At 71.4% G+C, this 19,708-nt stretch carries 20 protein-coding genes and 1 pseudogene; 15 read left to right on the forward strand and 6 right to left on the reverse strand.

Going from position 1 to position 19,708, the window contains the following annotated elements; translation table 11 throughout:
* Window positions 1–7: 7 nt before the first annotated feature.
* Window positions 8–2,107 carry a DUF4139 domain-containing protein gene (locus tag NQO67_RS03365; protein WP_255946136.1) on the reverse strand — a complete coding sequence of 700 codons (2,100 nt, stop codon included), beginning with the start codon at window positions 2,105–2,107 and terminating at the stop codon, window positions 8–10.
* Window positions 2,108–2,289: 182 nt separating this feature from the next.
* Here NQO67_RS03365 and NQO67_RS03370 point away from each other — a divergent pair, with 182 nt between their 5' ends.
* From NQO67_RS03370 to NQO67_RS03415, 10 genes and pseudogenes are all read left to right on the forward strand, one after another.
* Window positions 2,290–2,505: a DUF4177 domain-containing protein gene (locus tag NQO67_RS03370; protein ID WP_255946138.1), complete on the forward strand. Its 216-nt coding sequence runs from the start codon at window positions 2,290–2,292 to the stop codon at window positions 2,503–2,505.
* 167 nt (window positions 2,506–2,672) lie between these two features.
* Window positions 2,673–3,101 (forward strand): hypothetical protein, encoded by a 429-nt coding sequence (locus tag NQO67_RS03375; protein WP_255946141.1) that lies wholly within the window; start codon window positions 2,673–2,675, stop codon window positions 3,099–3,101.
* 441 nt (window positions 3,102–3,542) lie between these two features.
* Window positions 3,543–4,262: a DUF969 domain-containing protein gene (locus NQO67_RS03380; RefSeq protein ID WP_255946143.1), complete on the forward strand. Its 720-nt coding sequence runs from the start codon at window positions 3,543–3,545 to the stop codon at window positions 4,260–4,262.
* On the forward strand, window positions 4,259–5,233 hold the full coding sequence (locus NQO67_RS03385; protein ID WP_255946155.1) for a DUF979 domain-containing protein: 975 nt from the start codon (window positions 4,259–4,261) through the stop codon (window positions 5,231–5,233). The genes NQO67_RS03380 and NQO67_RS03385 overlap by 4 nt, the downstream gene beginning before the upstream one ends.
* Window positions 5,234–5,327: 94 nt before the next feature.
* Window positions 5,328–5,978 carry a pyroglutamyl-peptidase I gene (pcp, locus tag NQO67_RS03390; RefSeq protein WP_255946157.1) on the forward strand — a complete coding sequence of 217 codons (651 nt, stop codon included), beginning with the start codon at window positions 5,328–5,330 and terminating at the stop codon, window positions 5,976–5,978.
* 8 nt (window positions 5,979–5,986) lie between these two features.
* A complete protein-coding gene (locus NQO67_RS03395) occupies window positions 5,987–6,997 on the forward strand; it encodes a DUF2891 domain-containing protein (protein WP_255946760.1) in 1,011 nt (336 codons plus the stop codon).
* Window positions 6,998–7,313: 316 nt separating this feature from the next.
* A complete protein-coding gene (locus tag NQO67_RS03400) occupies window positions 7,314–7,469 on the forward strand; it encodes a hypothetical protein (RefSeq protein WP_255946159.1) in 156 nt (51 codons plus the stop codon).
* A 150-nt stretch (window positions 7,470–7,619) separates the two neighbouring features.
* Entirely contained in the window at window positions 7,620–8,054 is a 435-nt protein-coding gene (locus NQO67_RS03405; RefSeq protein ID WP_255946161.1) for a PaaI family thioesterase, read from the forward strand.
* Window positions 8,055–8,093: 39 nt separating this feature from the next.
* A pseudogene (locus NQO67_RS03410) lies at window positions 8,094–8,362 on the forward strand (short-chain dehydrogenase); the annotation flags it as partial.
* A gap of 190 nt (window positions 8,363–8,552) precedes the next feature.
* On the forward strand, window positions 8,553–9,818 hold the full coding sequence (locus tag NQO67_RS03415; RefSeq protein WP_255946163.1) for a HEAT repeat domain-containing protein: 1,266 nt from the start codon (window positions 8,553–8,555) through the stop codon (window positions 9,816–9,818).
* Here the strand turns inward: NQO67_RS03415 and NQO67_RS03420 are convergent.
* Together NQO67_RS03420 and NQO67_RS03425 are read right to left on the reverse strand one after the other, a co-directional pair.
* The gene (locus tag NQO67_RS03420) at window positions 9,781–10,098 is read right to left on the reverse strand and encodes a hypothetical protein (protein WP_255946165.1); all 318 of its coding nucleotides are present in this window, start codon (window positions 10,096–10,098) and stop codon (window positions 9,781–9,783) included. The two genes, NQO67_RS03415 and NQO67_RS03420, sit on opposite strands and share 38 nt — an antisense overlap.
* Before the next feature lie 7 nt (window positions 10,099–10,105).
* The gene (locus NQO67_RS03425; RefSeq protein ID WP_255946167.1) at window positions 10,106–10,747 is read right to left on the reverse strand and encodes an ATP-dependent Clp protease proteolytic subunit; all 642 of its coding nucleotides are present in this window, start codon (window positions 10,745–10,747) and stop codon (window positions 10,106–10,108) included.
* Window positions 10,748–10,965: 218 nt separating this feature from the next.
* Here NQO67_RS03425 and NQO67_RS03430 point away from each other — a divergent pair, with 218 nt between their 5' ends.
* On the forward strand, window positions 10,966–11,241 hold the full coding sequence (locus tag NQO67_RS03430) for a type II toxin-antitoxin system Phd/YefM family antitoxin (RefSeq protein WP_255946169.1): 276 nt from the start codon (window positions 10,966–10,968) through the stop codon (window positions 11,239–11,241).
* Window positions 11,242–11,517: 276 nt separating this feature from the next.
* Here NQO67_RS03430 and NQO67_RS03435 read toward each other — a convergent pair whose 3' ends face one another.
* From NQO67_RS03435 to NQO67_RS03445, 3 genes are all read right to left on the reverse strand, one after another.
* Window positions 11,518–12,561, reverse strand: a complete 1,044-nt coding sequence (locus NQO67_RS03435; protein ID WP_255946171.1) for an NAD-dependent epimerase/dehydratase family protein — start codon at window positions 12,559–12,561, stop codon at window positions 11,518–11,520.
* Between the two features lie 114 nt (window positions 12,562–12,675).
* Window positions 12,676–13,416: a lysophospholipid acyltransferase family protein gene (locus tag NQO67_RS03440; protein WP_255946173.1), complete on the reverse strand. Its 741-nt coding sequence runs from the start codon at window positions 13,414–13,416 to the stop codon at window positions 12,676–12,678.
* A gap of 453 nt (window positions 13,417–13,869) precedes the next feature.
* The gene (locus NQO67_RS03445; RefSeq protein WP_255946175.1) at window positions 13,870–15,066 is read right to left on the reverse strand and encodes an FAD-dependent monooxygenase; all 1,197 of its coding nucleotides are present in this window, start codon (window positions 15,064–15,066) and stop codon (window positions 13,870–13,872) included.
* 439 nt (window positions 15,067–15,505) lie between these two features.
* Between NQO67_RS03445 and NQO67_RS03450 the strand changes: the two genes are divergently transcribed.
* The 4 genes from NQO67_RS03450 to NQO67_RS03465 all read left to right on the forward strand — a co-directional run bounded on the left by NQO67_RS03450 (window position 15,506) and on the right by NQO67_RS03465 (window position 19,536).
* Window positions 15,506–16,366 (forward strand): helix-turn-helix domain-containing protein, encoded by an 861-nt coding sequence (locus NQO67_RS03450; protein ID WP_255946177.1) that lies wholly within the window; start codon window positions 15,506–15,508, stop codon window positions 16,364–16,366.
* 88 nt (window positions 16,367–16,454) lie between these two features.
* A complete protein-coding gene (locus NQO67_RS03455) occupies window positions 16,455–17,183 on the forward strand; it encodes a PhzF family phenazine biosynthesis protein (RefSeq protein WP_255946179.1) in 729 nt (242 codons plus the stop codon).
* A gap of 96 nt (window positions 17,184–17,279) precedes the next feature.
* Entirely contained in the window at window positions 17,280–18,287 is a 1,008-nt protein-coding gene (locus tag NQO67_RS03460) for a DMT family transporter (protein ID WP_255946181.1), read from the forward strand.
* Window positions 18,288–18,336: 49 nt separating this feature from the next.
* The gene (locus NQO67_RS03465) at window positions 18,337–19,536 is read left to right on the forward strand and encodes a pyridoxal phosphate-dependent aminotransferase (protein ID WP_255946183.1); all 1,200 of its coding nucleotides are present in this window, start codon (window positions 18,337–18,339) and stop codon (window positions 19,534–19,536) included.
* The last annotated feature ends 172 nt before the right edge of the window (window positions 19,537–19,708 follow it).

Consider the following 19,708-nt stretch of genomic DNA (forward strand, 5'->3'; position numbering starts at 1 on the left):
GTGGGTGTCAGCTCCTTCGAGCGCCGCCGACCAGGGCTTTGCCGGTCGGGATGCGGATCTCGTAGCCGCCGTCGAGGGCGGCGGTGGCACCTGCGGGCAGGTCCAGTCGCCAGATGCGGGTGCCCGGCGCATGTCGATCCGGGTCCGTGCCCTCCTCGGGTGCCGTCCAGTCGGCCCGTTCCTCGATCCTGACGTCCGGGTCGGAGGTGACCGGCACTCGCTCGCGTACTTCCACGGTGACGGCCCTCGACAGCCGGTTGGCCAGCTCGACGTGGACGCGGTGGTCGAGCACGGTGGTGTTGTTGCGCAGGCCCGAAGTCGACTCGTGCAGGTTCGTACGGCGGGTGACCCGGATGCCCTCGGCCGGCCCGAGCCCCACCCGGCGGACGCCGCCGGGAGCAAGCGTGGGCAGTGCGGCGGTCAGCAGGAAGCCGTCGTCGACGGTGACCTCCACCGGGCCGGCCAGCAGTGCCTGGTCGGTGCGGTTGGAGAGCACCAACGTCGCGTACACGGTCTGTTCCAGGGACGGCACGCACAGGTACTCGGTCCGCAGTCCGATCGGGATCTCGCCGACGGTGACGGTGTGCCAGGTGCCGTCCGACGGAATGTCGGTGCGGGCGGTGGCGTCGAAGCGGTGGTCGAAGGAACCCGCCGACTCGCGGGGCCGCACGGCCTGTCCGGGCAGCGGCAGCGCGGCCACCGCTTCGGCGCGGCGGCGGTACTCGGCCGCGACCGGGTCGAAGGGGGAGTCGGGAAACAGCCGGCCCCTGCGATCGCCCTGCTCGTCAGGGCCGCACAGCACAAGGGCGGCATAGTCGAGCTCGGCGCCGCTCGGCTGCGGCGGACCGGCTACGGGTGCCGGGGAGGGCGGTGGCGCGGCCTGGCCAGGAGCCGCGGGCGCCGTGGCGGCAGGGGCACCCGCGAAGGATTTGGCTGCGGCACGCGGCCTGGCGCCCGGTCGGGAACCGGCCGGCTGTGCAGGGACGGGCATCGCGCCGCCGTAGGCGTCCGGGGGAGCGCCGTCCGCGCTCTCGAGTACGGGGACCGAGTCCGGCGGACCGCCGTAGCCCTGCGGTGCCGGCCTCGGGGCAGGCGGCGGAGGCGGAACGGGAGCGGACGCGAAGTCGGCCACGGCATCCATGGGCGCGGCAGCTGTCCCGGCAGCAGCGGGTGCGGCGCCCTGGGCAGGGCCGGGGCCTGCCGTGTCGTACCCGGAGAACAGGTCGGCGAGTCCGGCCGGGGGCTCGCGCCAGCCAGCGGACGCGGGGGCGGCCTGGCTGCGGCCGATCCGGATCGAGCGGAGCCTCGGCAGGTCGGTGCGGCGCCGAAGGTCCGCGGTGGCCAGGGCGATGCGCACGCCGGTCCAGTCCTCCCCGGTCCGCTGGGCGACCGAGGCGCGCAGCACCATACGGCCGCTGTCGTCGCCCTGACGGTAGGCGAGACGGTAGGCCGGCACCCAGACGGCGCCCGGCACCCCGTATTCCAGCTCCACCTCCGCATCGCCGGTACCGTCGAGGGCCAGCACCGCGCAGAGCGTGGTCTCCACGTGCGCTGACGGCGCGTCGGTGGAGGCGCGGGCGAGCCGGTCGACGGCGACGCTGAGCTCGTGGTCGGCGATGCGCAGTGCCTCCTCGAGCTCCAAGAGGCGGTCGTGCAGTGCCGCCAGTCGCTCGTCGACGAAGTCGGCGAGTTCCAGCCACGCGTCGGCGGGGGTGCGGCGGTGCGGGTCGTCGCGCCTGCGGGGAGGTGGGACCGGGTGGAGGGCCCTCACCTCCTTGATCAGGTTCAGCTGCCGGTCCCGGCGCCCCTGCGCTGCTGCGTGGCCGTCGCTCAGCCGCTCGACCTCGCGCCGCAACCCGTCGGGCGTGTCCGTGCCGAGTGGCTCGGCCTCGACCTGGACCCGGGCCTCGGTGACGCGCACCCCGGAGGCGCCCAGGACACGGGCCCGCAGCGAGCCCGGGTCCAGCGAGCGGGGCAGTCCCGTCACTCGCACCCGGCCGTCAGGCGACACGCTGCCCCGGGCCACGCGTCGGCAGACCGCGCCCTGCGCGTACACCACGACCGAATCGAGGGTGGACTCCCACCTCTGTGCTGGCTCAGCCGTCATGTGCCCCGCCTCCCCGCCGCGCCGATGCCGAGCGAAGCTTACGCTCGGGCGGCATGCGCGTCCGCGTCGAATCAGCAGGAGGGGGGCGTTCCGCAGGCGGGAGGTCCGGGGTCGCGGTGACCTTCAGATGATTGACTGGCTCCGGCAACCGCACCACCCACACAGCAGGAGTACCCGCAGCCATGAGCCAGCCCTACATGTACGAATACAAGGTCGTCACCTTCCGGGAGTCGCTGATCGGCGACGCCCTGGACGCCGACAAGCTGGAGAAGGTTCTCAACAAGCAGGCCGAGGACGGCTGGGGGTTGAAGACGATAACGTCAGCCGACGTCAAGGGCCGCATAGGGCCTGGCGCGGTCGAGGGTCTGCTGCTCACCTTCGAGCGGCCGCGCCAGTAAGGCGGGAGTGCTCTGCTTCGGCCATCCCGAAGGACGGCCGTCAGGACGTACGCGTCTCCGCGTGGGGCAGCAGGCATCCTTGACCGGTTGCCTGCTGCCCTGAATGCGCCGGCGGCATCCGGTTGCCGCGGCTGCATTACGCGGCAACTGAAAGAGGCACGGGCTGTATGAAGTCCACCGGCATACCCGCACGCGATGACCACTCCGGCTCGGCCGTCGGTGCCGCGGACGAACCCAGGCGCACGGGATGGCCGCACAGCCCCCTCACCCCGCTGGTCACCCTCGCGGCGTCGGTGCCCGTCGCCCTCGTCAACGAACTCTTCACACACGGCGAGTCGGCCCTGGTGGCGACGGTGGTCCGCTTCGTCGGCATCGTCATGCTCTGCACCAGCGGCTGGTGGGCGGGCACGCACAAGGCCATCGGCACGCTCATCGCCTTCGTCCTTCCCGCCGTCATCGCCGTGACCGCCTCGCACGCCGCCGACATCGGTGCGGCCACCCTCATCGTCGTCAATGTGCTGCTCACCACGCTCCCCCTGGTCGCGTGCCGCTGGCTGTGGCGGGTACGCCGACGCCCGGCCGACGCCACGCGGTAAGCCAGCGATGAACGGGCTGCGTTGACGACGACTCGAGACGCGCCGCAGTTCAGTAAGTGCGGGTCATCCCCGGCAGGAAGTCCGTGAGCCCCGCGGAGCTCCTAACACGTTCAAGTAGCGCGTTCAAGCGGGAGGTTGGGGGAGCGGTGGCACGGGCGGGGGCGCTCGGGGCCGGCCCGGGATCGCCGCGCGCGGACTGGAGTGGGTGGGTGAGCGGTATGTGCACCCGGCGTGAGGGTGCGGGTGAGGAGTCGGCGTCGCGCTTCGCGCACGGGGGTGTCGGTGTTGGACGTGAACGGTTCCTCTTCCGGATGTGAACCGTCCCCTTGTGTGAATGTTCAACGATCGCCTAGGGTCCGCCCGTCCGCACGGACCCGGAATCTTCGGATCCATGGCAGCTCCGGGCCCTCCCTGTCCCTCACGTCTGAAGTGGGCCACCGCATGATCGTTCTTCTCGGTGTGGTCGTGGTGATCCTCGGATTCGTCACGCGCCGCAACCCCGTCCTCGTGGTGGGCGTCGCCGGTATCGTCACCGGACTGCTCGGCAAGATGAGTCCGCTGGAGGTCCTCGCGGCCTTCGGGCGGTCCTTCGCCGACAGCCGTTCGGTCACCGTCTACGCCATCGTGCTCCCGGTGATCGGCCTCCTGGAACGCTACGGCCTGCGGGAACAGGCCCGTCGGCTCATCGGCCGGCTCGGCAGCCTCAGCGCCGGCCGCTTCCTGACCGTCTACCTCCTGGTCAGACAGGTGACCGCGGCCTTCGGCCTCAACAGCATCGGAGGCCCCGCACAGACCGTACGGCCGCTCGTCGCGCCCATGGCCGAGGCCGCCGCGGAACGCTCGACGGGTGCGGCGCTGCCGGACCGGCTGCGTGAGAAGGTGCGGTCCTACTCCGCCTCGGCCGACACCGTCGGCGTTTTCTTCGGCGAGGACTGCTTCATCGCGATCGGCTCGATCCTGCTGATCACCGGTTTCGTGAACTCGACGTACCACCAGAGTCTGGAACCGACCCAGCTGGCCCTGTGGGCGATCCCGCTCGCCGTCTGCGCCTTCCTGATCCACGGCGCCCGTCTGCTGCTGCTGGACCGGCACCTGGAGCGTGAGATGGCGCTCGCCTCCGCCGAGCACGACATGCCGCTTCCGAAGGAGGACACCAAGTGATCAAGGTCGAATGGCTGTACTGGCTGGTGGGCCTCGTCTTCTTCGTCATGGCCGTACAGATGGCGGCCGACCGCAGCAACCCCAGGCGGTGGGCCTCCGCCGGGTTCTGGGGCCTGCTGGGGCTCACCTTCCCCTACGGCACGGGAGTCGCCAACGCCACCGCGCACACCGGCGGCTGGACCCTGCCTGCCGAACCGCTCGGCGCCGCGGTCCTCGTCCTGATCGTGCTCGCCGGGTTCAACTTCCTCGGCAAGGGAGTCGTGAGCACCACCACCGCCGAACAGCGCGAGGCCTCCGCGGAACGGCTCGGCAGCAGGATCTTCATCCCCGCTGTGACGATCCCGTTCGTGGCGATCGTCTGCGCCTCCGTACTCGACACGTCCGGCCTGTTCCAGGAGGGCCAGGCCACCCTGCTCGGGCTCGGCGCCGGGTGCCTTGTCGCCCTCGTCGTCGGCATGCTGGTCACCGGTGAGAAGAAGCTCTCCGTTCCGCTGCACGCCGGCCGCTCCATGCTGGAGGCGATGGGCTCCGCCCTGCTGCTGCCCCAGCTGCTCGCCGTGCTCGGCTCGATCTTCGCGCTGGCCGGAGTCGGCACCCAGGTCGGCACGATCATGCACGATGTCCTGCCGGGCGACTCGAAGTACCTTGCGGTGATCGCGTACTGCGTCGGTATGTTCCTGTTCACCGTGATCATGGGCAATGCCTTCGCCGCGTTCCCCGTCATGACCGCGGCGATCGGCTGGCCCGTCCTCGTCGTGCAGATGCACGGCAACCCGCCCGCCGTCCTCGCGATCGGCATGCTGGCCGGTTTCTGCGGCACGCTCTGCACACCGATGGCCGCCAACTTCAACATCGTCCCGGCCACGCTTCTGGAGCTGAAGGACCAGTACGGGCCGATCAAGGCGCAGATACCGACGGCGCTGCCGCTCCTGGTCTGTGCCACGGTGCTCATGGCGTTCTTCGCCTTCTGAGCCGTCCGCCGTGCGCGGTGCCCGGGGGTGCCCGCCGCTCACGGCTGCCCGCCGCCCCGAGCCGTCATCCTCCATCCTCCGGAAAGGAAGCGCCGTGACGCGTGTGCTCATCACCGGTTTCGCTCCCTTCGACGGTGCGAGCGTCAACCCGTCCTGGCAGGCGGCCTCGCTCGTGGCCGCCGAGCCACCCGAAGGGCTCACCGTCACCGCCGCCGAACTGCCCTGCGTCTTCGACACATCCATCGACGCGCTGCGCGACGCGATCCGCGCGGCGGTCCCCGATCTGGTCCTGTGCCTGGGCCAGGCAGGCGGTCGCCCCGGCGTCACCGTCGAACGCGTCGGCATCAACATCGACGACGCCCGCATACCCGACAACGCCGGCAACCAGCCCATCGACGAGCCGGTCGTCCCGGGCGGCCCCGCCGCCTACTTCACCAACCTCCCCGTAAAGGCATGCGTCGCCGCCCTGCGCGAGGCCGGTGTGCCGGCCGCCGTCTCCAACACCGCGGGTACCTTCGTCTGCAACCACATCGCCTATGGCATCGGCCACCTGGTGGCCACCGAGTTCCCGCACGTCCGCGGCGGTTTCGTGCATGTCCCCTGGGCGCCGGAGCAGGTCACCGACGGCACCGCCCCGGCCCTTGAACCCGCCACGGTGGCGCGCGGGCTGCGCGCCCTGCTCGTCGCCGCGGCGCACACGCCCGCCGGCCAGGACCTGAAGGTCACCGAAGGAGCAGTCCATTGACGACGCCGATGACGCTCGCCCCGTACGCCGCCGGCTTCGCCCGCCGCGCCCTGGCGAACATCACCCGCGCGTACCCGAACTTCCCCGCGCACCTCATGACCTCCCCGGACGATCGGCCGGCGCCGGGCGACCTCCATCCGGCCTTCTACGGGGCGTACGACTGGCACTCGTCGGTCCATATGCACTGGCTGCTCATCCGCCTGCTGCGCCGCCACGGCAACACGCCCGCGTTCGCGGACACCGCGGAGGCCGTCGACGTGTTCGACCGGCACCTCACCCCTGAGAACCTCGCCGTCGAAGCCGCCTACCTCCTCGACCGCCCCTCGTTCGAGCGGCCGTACGGCTGGGCCTGGCTGGTGGCCCTCGCCGCCGAGTGCCGGGCGTACGGAGGCGCGACGGGCGACCGCTGGGCCGCGGCCCTCGCTCCGGGAGTGGCCGCGGTCGACCGGCTGATGGCCGAGTGGCTGCCGAAGGCCACCTATCCCGTCCGGCACGGGAACCACCCCAACAGCGCCTTCTCCCTGACGCTGATGCTCGACGCGGGACTGCTCTCCGACGCGACCACCAGGGCCGTGCGGCAGCGCCTGCTGGACTGGTTCGCCGACGACCGGGACGCCCCGGCCCACTGGGAGCCCTCCGGCCAGGACTTCCTGTCCCCGACGCTGACGGAGGCCGACGCGATGCGGCGGGTGCTGACGGCGGAGCGGTTCGCGCGGTGGCTCGACCGCTTCCTGCCCGCGCTGCGCTCCGGGGCGACCTGTCCGCTTCTGGACGTGCCCGTCGTCTCCGACCACCGTGACCCGCAGATCGGCCACCTGCTGGGCCTTGCCCTGAGCCGGGCCGCCGCGCTGCGCTCGATCGCATCGGCCCTGCCGGACGGACCGGTCCGCACCCGCCTCACGGAGGCGTCCGAGGCGCACCTCGCGGCGGGCCTGCCCGCCGTGGACGGCGGGGACTTCACCACCGAACACTGGCTGGCCACCTTCGCGGTGCTGGCCCTTGAAGCGCACGGTCAGTAGTGCACGGTCACCAGTGCATGGTCAGTAGGGCACGGTCACCAGTGCATGGTCAGTAGGGCATGGCCAGGTCCTCATCGTCTCCGGTGTGTCGACCGCGGGCCACCCCCTCGCCCGTCGTCACCACCCGGACAGCAGCATCTCCTGCGCCGCCCTCCCCTGGGTGACGCCCACCCCGCCGCCTGTCCGCCGCGTTGCCGCCGATGTGGCCGCACCGTCGACGTGTACCTGCGGGCCGTGCGCGCCGAACAGTCCGAGAGGTAGTCCCGATACCGTCCCCCGTCCCCCGCCGCCCGCCGCCCGCCGCTGGAGCAGCACGGTGATCGCCCTCGTGATCGTCGGCGTCCTGCTCCTCCAGCTGTACTGGATGGTGAACGCCTCGGCTCCAGCCCGGTGGCACCCCCTCGACGCCCCGCTCGAGCGTATTCCGCTGCTGCTGCTGCGCGACGACGCACGGCTGCCGCTGCACGGCTGAGCCACCGGTGCGTGGCGGACGGAGCGGGCGGGGCCGGTGCCGGGCAGGGCTGCGACCTGGCGCGCGGGCAGAGGACACTGTCACCACCACGTGCCCGAGACCGCCACCACGTGCCCGAGACGCATACCCGCACCGGAAAGGCAGCAGGCGATGTCCCCCTCCGAAACGGCAGCCCCCAGCCCGGCCGACCTCCTGGCGGCCATGCCCTTCGCCGCGCGACTCGGCATCGAACTCCACGAGGCCACCCCTGACCGAGTCGTGGGCAGCCTGCCCTGGTCCCCGGACGCCTGCACCGCGGGCGGCATCCTGCATGGCGGCGCCCAGATGGCCCTGGCCGACTCCGTCGGAGCGGTCTGCGCCTACCTCAACCTCCCGCCGGGCGCCGGGACGTCCACGGTGGAGTCCAAGACCAACTTCCTGCGTGCCGTGACCTCCGGGCGCGTCCACGCCACCGCCCGTCCCCTGCACGTCGGCGGCACCCTCGTCGTCGTACAGACCGACCTGCGGGACGACAGGGACCGGCTCGTGGGACAGACCACGCAGACGCAGATCGTGCTCGCCGCGAGGAACGGCGCCACGAGCTGATCCGGCCCGTCGGGGCGACGGCCGCACGGTCCTCAACACCTGGTCAACAACGCGGGCCCGTCGTGCTCGCTCGCGCCGCCGACCGAAACCGGAGTGGCGGAGCTCCGGCGCACCTACGAGACCAACGTGTTCGGTGTCGTCGCCGTCACCAACGCCTTCCGTCGAAGGCCGCCCTCAACGCCCGAGCGGCCGCGGCGGGCGGGGAACCGGCAGAGGCAGCGGAGGGCGCCGTACGGCTGGCGCTCCTGCCGGACGACGGGCCAACCGGCGCCTTCTTCTCCTGGGACGGCACCACCGTGCCGTCGTGATCAGGGCCCCGACTTCCGGTATTCATCGGTGCGGTGAGTCCTGGCCCACCAAATGGTTGAGAATCGGTACATGCCATCCATGCCATCCGTGCCATCCGTGCCTCAAGCTGATGCCGGACTGGAGCGGGCCGCTGCCGCAGATGAGCGCATCACCCACAAGTGGCTTCACGGGCTGACGTGCAATGCGGGTATGCCGGGGGCCGTGCTGGAGCGGCTGTTGGCATGCGATGCGCTGCCCGGGTCCGGCCGGTGGCTCGCCATGCGAAGGCTCGATGCCGAGGCGACCGCCATCGTGGTGGCGTCGCCGTATGTGCGGCACCGGCTGGACGTCGCGGAGAATCCGACGGCGGACCCCGATGTGCTGATGCGGCTCGCCTACGACGCCGAGCCTCGGGTTCGGCTCGTGTACACGGTGATGGTCGGTGAGTTCAAGCGTCGGATCCCGGCGAAGCTGCTGGAGATGCTGGCACGCGATCCGGATCCGAAGGTCAGGCGGGCGGTCCTCTGGTATCAACCCCTGCCGCCCGCCGTGCAGGACCGGCTCGTCGAGGACGAGGACCCACAGGTACGGGCGGCAGCGCTGAACCGGCCGCTGTGGGAACGACTCGCGCAACCGGTACGGGAGCGACTGCTCGACGATCCCGCCGAGCAGGTGCGTGCGAAGCTCGCCGAACTGTTGCGTCCCAGGGAAGAACCGGAGGTACTGGCAGCCGAGTTGCGGGTGGCGCACCCCGAGGCGCACGTCCGATGTGAGGCCGCCGGTGACCTGGACGTACCGTTCACCCTTGCCCTGAGGCTCGCCCACGATCCCGAGAACGCGGTCCGGCTCGCCCTGTCGATGCGGGAGGACCTCACCGAAGAACAGCGCGCATCGATCCGGTACGACGTGCCGGACTGGTTCACATGGCCCGCCTGGATGGCGCAGAAGGCGGCGGATCCTGATACGGCACGGCGGATCTCTGTGTCCGCACACGCCGGGTTACGACGGGCGCTCGCCAGGCAGCCGCACCTGCCGGACGATGTGGCGAGACGGTTGGCCGAGGACGAGGACCCGTTGGTGCGGCGGCACCTGTGCGCCAGCCAGGACGCCCCGCACGAAGTGCTGCTGGAGGCGTATGTCGCGGATGAACGGAGTACGGCATTCCTGCTGAATCACCGCAACTTCGCCAAGCCCGGTCTGGCCCGATTCGTGGACGATCCCGATCCGCGGCTGCGGATGGCCGCGCTCCACGACCCGGAGGCGGGCCCGGAGCTGCCGTTGCGGCTGGCCGACGATCCGGAGGTGGGGTGCTGGGCGCTGCGTGACCCGAGGTTCCCCGCCGGAGAGCTGCTGCGGCGGCTCACCAGGATGGACAGCGCGTTCGGCGCCGCTGCCAACCCGACGCTGCCGCATACCGTGATGCACCGGCTCATCGACCTCAGTCAGGGGGCAGCTCCTGCTGGGAAGGGAGCGTGACCCGCGCCGCGCGCCGCTCGCCGTCCAGTACGCGCAGGGCGCGCGTCAGCGTCGGAGCGTGCAGTTCGTTCTCGCCGCGCTGGTGCATCAGCGCCAGCGCATCCCGCAGCGCGACCGCCTTGGGCACGAGGGCCTGGGCGGCCCGCAGCCCCGAGTACGTGTCGTGGGCGCGCGCCGGATTGATCCGGCCCAGCAGGTCGATGATCTCCAGGTACTGGTCGATCAGCTCGCCTTCGGCGCGGGTGAGCGCGGGCAGCGGGGGAAGTTCGGGAGGCAGCATCAACGGGTCACCCGCCGAACTCGGTCTGGGTGCCCCGCCGGCTCGGGATCACCTGGTCGATCAGGCCGTACTCGACCGCCTGCTGAGGGTCGAGGATCTTCTCACGCTCGATGTCGGAACTGATCCGCTCGACGCTCCGGCCGGTGTGCCGGGCAAGCATCTCCTCCAACTGCTCACGGATGCGTAGCAGCTCACGTGCCTGGATGGCGAGATCGTCCGCCTGGCCCTGGATGGGCTCGGCGACGGCCGGCTGGTGGATCAGCATCCGAGCGTCCGGCAGCGCGGACCGCTTGCCGGGCGCGCCCGCGGCAAGCAGCACCGCGGCAGCGGCGCCGGCCTGTCCCAGGCAGACGGTCTCCACGTCGCAGCGGATGAACTGCATGGTGTCGTAGATGGCCGTCATGGCGCTGAACGAGCCGCCGGGGGAGTTGATGTACAGCGAGATGTCGCGGTCCGGCGTCTGGTATTCGAGGTGCATGAACTGTGCCATCACATCGTTCGCGGAGGTGTCGTCGATCGGTGTGCCGAGGAAGACGATGCGCTCGTCGAGCAGCTTCGAATACGGATCCATGGTCCGCTGGCCGGCGCTGGTGCGCTCGGTGAATTCGGGCAGGACATAGCGGTTGAACGGACCGGACTGACGGGTCATGGCGGACGCCTCCTCGTGGCGGTCTCCGTAGGGGCATGCCCTGTAAGAAATGTACAGGACGTACGTGAAGCGGTGCGATACGTTCGGCCGCCGGTCCGCTGCACGTCCGGCCTGCCGTCATGATCTGGCGCCTCGCACCCCGACCGCCTCTGACCTGCACTCCCGTGCCCCCCGCACGGATCACGTGGATCTCGTGGACCACGCTTAAGCTAGAGAACATGGCCTACGAGATTCCCGTGACGCAAGCACGGGCCGAGCTCGCCGATCTGATCAACCGCGTCGTGTACGGCGGTGAACGCGTGGTCGTCACGCGCCACGGCAAGCCGCTCGTCGCCTTGGTCTCGGCCGCTGACCTGCGCCGTCTCGAAGAGGAGCAGGACACGACGGAGGAGCCGGTGGTCAGCGCCGTCTCGGCCGTCCACGCGGTACCGCCCGCGCCACGCGAGCCACGGTTCGGCATCGCTGCCGAGCACCGGGGCACCGAGGCCCGCTAGGTCCTGTCCGGCGGATCTTGCCGCGATCGCGGGGTCTGGCACGCCCATCTGCGGCGTTGTCGTCGGTTGCCAACGCGCCGCGTCGGCGCCCTCCTCCGCCTTGCAGCTGGACGCACCAGACCCCGCTCACCTGGGCCGAAAGGTGACCGCCACCCGTATGCGGCCTGATCCGCCGGACAGGACCTAGCGCCGGCGACCAGCCGCCGGTGGCGGTCCGGCCGGTCGGCGGAAGGGGGATGTCGCCGGCAGGGTGGCGCGGATGGCAAGCCGGGCTGCTCAGGACGTGTACGTCGCCAGCCATGCGTCTTCCGCCGCGTAGTCGAAGAGGTCCACCACCGGGTCGTATGCGCTGGCCATGTCGGGGAAGGCCGCACGCCAGTCGCGATCCCGTAGCTGTCCCGCCAGCCACTCCACCGTCTCCGGCAGTGCGTCCGCGTAGGAGACGACGGGGCGGTAGCCGATCTCCCGCTCGGCCGCCGCCATGTCGTAGACGACCGGGTGGGCCGTCGTCCAGGGGGTGTCGCCGACGGCGAGCGACGGCGCAGCGCCCGGCAGGAGCACCGTCTCGGTCTCGACGCCCATGACGGCGTCGATCGCCGCGCCGATCTCCCGGACGGTGGGGACCTCCGGATCTCCGGCGTTCAGCACCCGCGAGCCCGGCCGGGCCGCCGCGAGCCGGATCAGCTCGGCGAGGTTGCGCACGCTCGCCGGGTGGAAGCGGTTCTCGCCGCGATGCGCGAGGACCCGGGTGCGCCTGCCGTCCAGATTGCGCTTGACGAAGTACAGCTCGCGCGGTGAGCGGCAGTGCGGGCCGTACACCGCCCCGGCCCGCAGCAGGGTCGTGGGCAGCCGGTCGCCGGCCGCCAGCAGCTCGCGCTCCAGGGCCACCTTCTTGGTGCCGTAGCTCTGCTCGCCCGGCGCGACCGTGGACTGCGTCTCCGGGATCGGCACCGGGTACTGCGGGAAGCCGTCGGGCTCCAGCTGGGTGTCGAAGCTGCGGCCGGTCTCGTCGGCGTAGATGGCGGCACTGGAGATCACCACCGCCGAGCCGACCCGATCGGCGAGCGACACCAGCTGCCGGGCGTGCTCGGCATCGAAGGCGACGATGTCGACCAGGACGTCGCACCCCTCGCCGACGACGGCGGCGAGCGCGGCGTCGTCAGCGCGGTCGAGCGTGACCGCGCGCACCTCCGCGGGCCATCCGTCGTCCCGGCCGCCGCCCCGCGAGCCCGCCGTCACCGTCCAGCCGTCCTCGGCGAGCGCCCGTACCGCTGCGCGTCCGATCTGGCCCGTTGCCCCGATCACCACCGCGTGTCCCATGAGCCGGACCGTACGCTCCGGCCGCGCGACGCAACCAGAGTGTTTAGCCAACCGCAGATTCCGGGTTTGTCCGATGGATTCCCACCGGGGCGCCGCCTCGACCCGAGCGTTGCGTCAGCTCAGCGGTAGGCGCGGGAACTTCCGACCTGTCGCCGCCTCCGAGCCGCCCTGCTGCTCGGCCTGCTCGGCCTTGGCCACGGCGGCGTACTTGTCCACGTACTCCTGGTCCGACAGCTCCAGGATGGTGTACATGATCTCGTCGACGACCGCCCGCAGCACGGCCTTCTCGTTCTCCATGCCGTAGTAGCGGGAGAAGTCCAGGGGCGCTCCGAAGCGGATCGTCACCCGGTGCTGGACCTTGGGCAGCTTCTGGCCGGGCGGCTGCGCCTCGAAGGTGCCGATCATCGCGCACGGTACGACGGGCACCCGGGCCTGGAGGGCCATGGCGGCCACGCCGACCTTGCCCTTGTAGAGGCGACCGTCGTGCGAGCGGGTGCCTTCCGGGTAGATGCCGAGCAACTCGCCCTTGGACAGGACGCCGAGGCCCTCCCGGATGGCGGCCTGACCGGCCTCCTTGCCCGAGCGGTCCACCGGGATCTGCCCGATGCTGTGGAAGAACGCGGCGGTGAGCCGGCCCTTGATGCCGCCCCCGGTGAAGTACTCCGCCTTCGCGAGGAAGGTGATGCGCCGTTTGAGGATCGCCGGCATCACGAAGTGGTCGGAGAACGACAGGTGGTTCCCGGCGACGATGGCGGCACCGGTGGTCGGAACGTGATCGAGGCCCTCGATCCGGGGCCGGAACAGCAGGCGCAGCAGCGGGCCGAGGAACACGTACTTGAGTACGTTGTAGAACACGGGACGCCTCTCTCTACACGATCGGCTCTGTTGAGGTGTTCTGCCATGTCACAGCACACATCTACGAACTCAATCGCCAGGAGAGTGCGGCCGCCGGCGGTCAGATCTGGTCGGACTCATGCTGACTCCTTGCTGCCTTTACTGACGTCGCCTCAGGTGGCGTGCGTGCCGGCGAGGCTCACCCTGCGTGCTGGGGACTGATCGTAGCCCGATTCGCCATGCCACTTGCAGCCCCGGGGCGCCGGTGCCGACGAGTGCCGGTCGGCACCCGGCCGCACCCGCTGTCTCGCTGGACGGAACGGGCGGGAGGAGCGCGGCGCCCGGGTGCGCGGTGATGGCCGCGTGAGTGCTGACCCGCGGGGAGACCCGGAACGTCGCCGCCTCGAAGCCGCCGGCCGGTCGCCCCCACACCGTGGCGCTCATCAGGCGGGTGCGCGTACGTGTGCTCGGCGGTCACGGGGTGAGGCGGGCGCCCTCGGCGTCGTAGCCATAGATCCAGGCGTTGCCCGCCAGGGGATCGGACCCGGCGAGAGCGGTGTCACGTGCCTGTTGCTCGGGCCCGTCGGGCAGGTGGTTGACGTCCCGGCGGGCGTGGCTGACCTGTTGGAGGCGCGTGGTGCGTGCGATGCGTGCCGACTCGTACCGCTCCAGGGCGCGCTCGGGGTCGGGCACGGACGCGGCGAGGCAGCGTGCCAGCACGGCGGCGTCCTCGATGGACTGCGCCGCGCCCTGCGCGAAGAAGGGGAACATGGGATGGGCGGCGTCCCCGAGCAGTGTGATCCTGCCCCGGGTCCAGTGCGGCAGCGGCGCCCGGTCCAGCAGCGCCCAGCGCCCGGGGACACCGCCGGCGGCGATGAGGTCCGTCACCCGTCGATCCCAGCCGGCGAACTCGGCGTGGAACTCCTCGGTCGTGGCCGTCGCGCTCCACGACTCGTCGGTGTAGTCCCCGGCGGGGGCGAACGCCACGACGTTGACGGCGCTGCCGCCGGAGATCGGGTAGTGCACGAAGTGCCGGCCCGGCCCGAGCCAGAGGGTCTGGGCGCGGCGAAGGGCGAACTCAGGGGCGACCCGGGCGGGCACGATGGTGCGGAAGGCGCACACGCCGGAGTACTCCGGCGGGGTGGGCTCGGCCACCGCGCCGCGGACGACGGAGTGCACGCCGTCGGCGCCGATGACGACGTCGGCCTCCGTCCGGCTTCCGTCGGCGAAACGCAGCAGTGCCCCGTTCGGGCGCGCGTGGACCGAGGTGCAGCGTGCGTTCAGCCGGATCCGGTCCTGGGGCACCGCCGTCCTGACGGTGTCGAGCAGATCGGCCCGGTGCGCGACGTACGTGCGCTCACCGTAGAGCCGTTCGCAGACACCGGTCAGCCTCTCCACCGAGAGGACGCTGCCGTCGGCCCAGCGACGGAACTCCCATCCCCAGTCCAGCGGCACGGCCCGGCGGAGAAACCGTTCCATGACGCCGAGCTGCCGCAGCAGCCGTACGGCATTGGGGGCCAGCACCAGTCCGGCGCCGACCTCGGCGAGCGCCGGGGCCTGTTCGTAGACGGTGGCGGCCAGCCCCGCGCGGTGCAGGAAGCCGCCGGCGGCCAGGCCACCGATGCCGCCCCCGACGATGGCGATCCGCGGGCCGTGCACCAGGGCGGGCATGGATCCACTCCTCATGTGTCGCGATCTCGCGATCTCGCGATCTCGCTGTCTCGAGGGAGAACGTCGCCGTGGGACCTCGACCCCACCGATTCCTTCGCCCTCCATCGATACCCTCGACCGCCTGGCGCGTCCATGTGCGCAGGGAGTTCGGCCGCCGCCGCGGGCCAGCGGGCAAGCCGACCCGACACGCGGTGACTGCCCACGGCTAAGGATGGGATCGGGCCGGCCACGTTCGCCGGAGTGGAGTAGAAGCATCCGCCCTGATGATCGTTTTTAAGGCTCGGTGGCGCGGTCCGCGGGCGGCGGGATCTCGTCGGTTTCTGACTCGATCAGGTGGAATGTCGTATCGAAATACCGCCGTATTCGGCATGTGCCGGCGGGCTCGATCGGCCGATCTTCATGCCATGAGGCGAAGCATCGCGCCGCTATAGTCGGGCCCATGGGCAAGCCCAAGGACTTATCCACGTTCTGGATGCCCCCCGTCCACGGGGTCGAGGTGCTGCACGCCCACTTCAGGCAGCACCAGTATCCGCGCCACACCCACGAGGCGGCCACCGTGGCGCTCATGGACAGCGGTGCGGCCTCCTTCCTCTACCGGGGCGAGATCCACACCGCGACCGCGGGCGAGGTGTTCCTGATCAACGCAGGCGAGGTCCACACCGGCTGTCTCGCGCATCCGGAGGGCTACCGCTACCGGGTGCTGTATCTGGGGGCGGGAGCCCTGGGGCAGTTCGACGACGGGGACGCGGCGGACGGCGGGCCGCGCGGCTGTCCGATCGAGTTCCGGGACACCGTCGTACGGGACCCGCGGCTCGCCGCGCTGCTGGACCGCACGCACCAGGCGCTGACGCCGGCCGCGCCCGGTGCCGACAACCGGCTGCTCCAGGAGGAGTTGCTGGCGGAACTCGGAGAGGTGCTGTGCAACCGGTACGCCGAGCCGCGCCCGGGCGGGCCCGAGCCGCCGCCGAGGGACGGGAACCAGGCGGTGTCGATCGCCCGGGAGTACCTCGAGTCCCGGTTGGCGGAGAAGGTCTCGCTGGTCGAGCTCGGGACCGTCGCCTGCATCAGCCCGTTCCGGCTGTCCCGGTTGTTCAACGCCGAGCTGGGCATGCCGCCGCACGCCTTCCAGAACCTGCTGCGGGTCAAGCGGGCCAGGCAACTGCTGGCCGGCGGGGCGCGCGCGGTGGGCATCGCACGTGATCTCGGATTCTACGATCAGGCCCATCTGAACCGGGTGTTCAAGCGCTACACCGGGGTGACGCCCCATCAGTTCAAGGTGGGCGCCACGGGGCAACGCTAGCCGCACGCGTCCCCTGGTCCACCCCGGCCAGCCGGCGTCCGCTGCCGCGGGCCGATCCGCGACCTGTCACGCATCACGGAGGAAAACCATGGTGGAAGTGCATGTCCTGCGCGTCTTCACGGACGAGGACGGAGCGTTCGGCAACCTGCTGGCGGTGCTGCTCGACGCGGCGGACTGGGAGGCGGACGAGCGACAGGAGCTGGCCACCCGACTCGGCTACAGCGAGACGGTCTTCGTCGACGACGTGCCGACCGCACGGCTCCAGATCTTCACACCCGCCTGCGAGCTGGCCTTCGCGGGCCACCCGCTGGTCGGCGTCAGCGCGCTGCTCGCCCGCACCACCGGCCACCCGCCCAGGGAACTGCGCCCCGTGCGGCTCGCGGAGCCGGTGCTGACGCGCACCGACCCCGACGGGACGACCTGGGTGCGCGGCGCGGTCGCGGACGCCCCGCCCTGGATACACGAGCACCTCGGCAGCGCCGCCGAGGTCGAGGGCCTCGTACCGCCCCCGATGGAAGGGCAGTCGCCGGTCGACGAGGAGAAGCGGTGGCGGCGGACGCAGACCTGGGCCTGGCAGGACGAGGCGGCGGGCGAGGTGCGGGCCCGGGTCTTCGCCGCCGACTTCGGGGTGCTCGAGGACGAGGCGTGCGGATCCGCCTCGTTGCTGCTCAGTGCCCGCACCGGCCGGGAACTGACGATCCACCACGGACGTGGCTCGGTGGTGAAGGCCCGCCCCGTGGGCGAGGACCACGCCGAGATCGGCGGCCACGTGGCCCACGACGGTGTCCGGCACGTGGACCGGATTCCGCGGCCTTGAGCGCGCGGTGCCCGGGCACGCAGCCACCGGTGACGAACAAGATGTCACGAAGCCAAAGAATGACCGGAATATACGTACAAAGGTGTTGAACAGCTTATGTTACAAAGAACCGGCGCACAGGACACACCGGACCCGCAGGCCCCGGTCGCAGCGCGGGACGGGCATGCCGCTGCGGACGCGGCGGGCGGCGGAAGCCGGTCAGAGGGCGGCACCTCGGTCTATGTGACGCTCACCCTCAACATGGCGTTGTGGGGCAGCGCCTTCCCCCTGTCGAAGGCGGCGGTCGAGACCGTCCCGCACCAGGTCGCCGCCCTGCTGAGGTTCGGTTTCGGCGGTCTTGCCATGCTCGCGTGGCTGCTCGCCACCGGTGGCCGGCTGTCCGTGAGCCGCAGGGACCTGGGCCGTACCGCGATCGCCGGCGCCCTGGGCGTCTTCGGTTACAACACCCTCTTCTTCTGGGGGCTCTCGCTGGCCCCCTCGATCGACGGCAGCATCCTGGTGCCGGTCTTCGCGCCGGTGCTCACCACCGCCTTCACGGTGCTGATCCAGCGGCAGCGCACCTCGGCGGCGCGCGCCGCCGGGCTCGCGCTGGGCATCGGCGGAGCCGTGGTCTTCCTGCTCGGTGTCGGCGGCCTGTCCGACCGGCAGCGGCTGTTGGGCGACCTCGTCTACGTGGCGGCGGCGGTGTCCTGGGCGGCGTACACGCTGGTGTCCAAGCGGATGCTCACCGGCGATCCGGTGCGGGCCACCGCCCTGGCGACGATGAGCGGCTCGGTGATGCTCGGCATCGTGGCGCTGCCCGCGGCGACCACGGTCGCGTGGACCGGCCTGTCCGGCGGCTTCTGGCTGGTGGTGGCCTACCTGGCCATCGGTCCGACGGCGGTGGCGTACGTCTTCTACTACCGCGGAGTGCGGGCGGTGGGACCCGCCACGGCCTCGGCGATGATGTTCCTGTCGCCGGTGTTCGGCGCGGGAGGCGCCGCGCTGTTCCTGGGCGAAGGGCTGGGCTGGATCCAGGGCGCCGGCGCGATGCTGATGCTGGTCGGCGCATGGCTCGCGGTGAGCGGGCGGGTGCGGCTGCGCGCGAGGAAGGCCACGTCATGAGGCCGGCACGCCAGGGCAGCCATCGACCGAGCCATCAGGGGGAGGCACCGTGACCGACGCGTTCATCGCCGCGCGACTGCGTGCGTACGCCGGGCCGACGATCTTCAGCGAGATGACCGCCCTCGCGCAGCAGACCGGGGCGGCCAACCTCGGACAGGGCTTCCCGGACAGCGACGGCCCGCCCGAGCTGCTCGAAGCCGCCCGTGACGCGATCGCGCAGGGCATGAACCAGTACCCGCCGGCCGTCGGGCTGCCCGCGCTGCGGGCCGCGATAGCCAAGCGGCGGGCGGACGACCACGGCGTCGGCTACGACCCGGACGAGGAGATCGTCGTGACGGCCGGGGCGACCGAGGCGATAGCCGCCGCGCTGATCGGACTCTGCGACCCGGGCGACGAGGTCGTCGTCTTCGACCCGCTGTACGACTCCTACAGCGCCTGCCTGGCCATGGCGCAGGTGCGCCGCGTGCCCGTCCTGCTGGAGTACGACGGCACCCGCTTCACCTTCGACCCCGACGCGTTGCGCCGCGCCATCGGACCGCGCACCAAGGTGATCCTGCTCAACTCCCCGCACAACCCGACGGGCAAGGTGTTCGAAGCGGCGGAGCTCGAACTCATCGCCCGGTGCTGCGTCGAGCACGACCTGATCGCCGTCACCGACGAGGTGTACGAGTACCTGGTCTACGACCGGATGCGCCACCTCCCGCTGGCCGCACTGCCGGGCATGCGCGACCGCGTCCTGTCGATCTCCTCGGCCGGCAAGACGTTCAGCTCCACCGGCTGGAAGGTGGGCTGGGCCTGCGGCCCCGCCCGGCTGGTCAGCACGGTCCGCACCGTCAAGCAGTACCTGACCTTCGGCACCGGCACACCGCTCCAGGCCGCCGTGGCGGTGGGGCTGACCACGTGCATGCCCTGGGTCGAGGAGCTGCGGGCGGGCCTGGAGCGCCGCCGCGATCTGCTGGTCGCCGGCCTGCGGGCGGGCGGCATCACCACCTACCCGAGCAACAGCACCTACTTCGTGCAGATGGACGCCCGGTCCTTCGGCAGCGCGGACGGGCAGGCGCTGTGCCGCACCCTGGTGGCGGAGGCGGGGGTGGCGGCCATCCCCAGCGTGGCGCTCTACGACGACAAGGCGGCCGGGCGCCCGCTGGTGCGGCTGGCCTTCTGCAAGGACGAGGAGGTGCTGGCCTCCGCCGCCCGGCGACTGGCCGACCACGCCCGCGCCACCTCCCAGGACCCGCCCCGGAAGTGACCGGACGGACCCACCCCGCGGACGGAGTCCGCACCCGTGGCGTCCGTGGCACCCATGGCACGAGTGGCCCCGGGTGTCCATCGCCGCGGCACGCCCGGGAAAAGGCAAGAACGTCCAAGACAGCGCGTGCTTGGACCAGAGAGAATCACGGTGCGTGCACGCCTGGCCCGAT

Source organism: Streptomyces odontomachi (genome assembly GCF_024435355.1).
In the GTDB taxonomy this organism is placed as follows: Bacteria; Actinomycetota; Actinomycetes; order Streptomycetales; family Streptomycetaceae; genus Streptomyces; species Streptomyces odontomachi.

Excerpts from the sequence above, each read along its gene's own strand:
- NQO67_RS03425 (WP_255946167.1), bottom strand. The coding sequence starts at position 10,747 with ATGACCCGTCAGTCCGGTCCGTTCAACCGCTATGTCCTGCCCGAATTC.
- NQO67_RS03380 (WP_255946143.1), top strand. The coding sequence starts at position 3,543 with ATGATCGTTCTTCTCGGTGTGGTCGTGGTGATCCTCGGATTCGTCACG.
- NQO67_RS03370 (WP_255946138.1), top strand. The coding sequence starts at position 2,290 with ATGAGCCAGCCCTACATGTACGAATACAAGGTCGTCACCTTCCGGGAG.
- NQO67_RS03375 (WP_255946141.1), top strand. The coding sequence starts at position 2,673 with ATGAAGTCCACCGGCATACCCGCACGCGATGACCACTCCGGCTCGGCC.
- NQO67_RS03435 (WP_255946171.1), bottom strand. The coding sequence starts at position 12,561 with ATGGGACACGCGGTGGTGATCGGGGCAACGGGCCAGATCGGACGCGCA.
- NQO67_RS03455 (WP_255946179.1), top strand. The coding sequence starts at position 16,455 with ATGGTGGAAGTGCATGTCCTGCGCGTCTTCACGGACGAGGACGGAGCG.
- NQO67_RS03420 (WP_255946165.1), bottom strand. The coding sequence starts at position 10,098 with ATGCTGCCTCCCGAACTTCCCCCGCTGCCCGCGCTCACCCGCGCCGAA.
- NQO67_RS03405 (WP_255946161.1), top strand. The coding sequence starts at position 7,620 with ATGTCCCCCTCCGAAACGGCAGCCCCCAGCCCGGCCGACCTCCTGGCG.
- NQO67_RS03460 (WP_255946181.1), top strand. The coding sequence starts at position 17,280 with ATGTTACAAAGAACCGGCGCACAGGACACACCGGACCCGCAGGCCCCG.
- NQO67_RS03450 (WP_255946177.1), top strand. The coding sequence starts at position 15,506 with ATGGGCAAGCCCAAGGACTTATCCACGTTCTGGATGCCCCCCGTCCAC.
- NQO67_RS03395 (WP_255946760.1), top strand. The coding sequence starts at position 5,987 with ATGACGCTCGCCCCGTACGCCGCCGGCTTCGCCCGCCGCGCCCTGGCG.
- NQO67_RS03445 (WP_255946175.1), bottom strand. The coding sequence starts at position 15,066 with ATGCCCGCCCTGGTGCACGGCCCGCGGATCGCCATCGTCGGGGGCGGC.
- NQO67_RS03365 (WP_255946136.1), bottom strand. The coding sequence starts at position 2,107 with ATGACGGCTGAGCCAGCACAGAGGTGGGAGTCCACCCTCGATTCGGTC.
- NQO67_RS03415 (WP_255946163.1), top strand. The coding sequence starts at position 8,553 with ATGCCGGGGGCCGTGCTGGAGCGGCTGTTGGCATGCGATGCGCTGCCC.
- NQO67_RS03430 (WP_255946169.1), top strand. The coding sequence starts at position 10,966 with ATGGCCTACGAGATTCCCGTGACGCAAGCACGGGCCGAGCTCGCCGAT.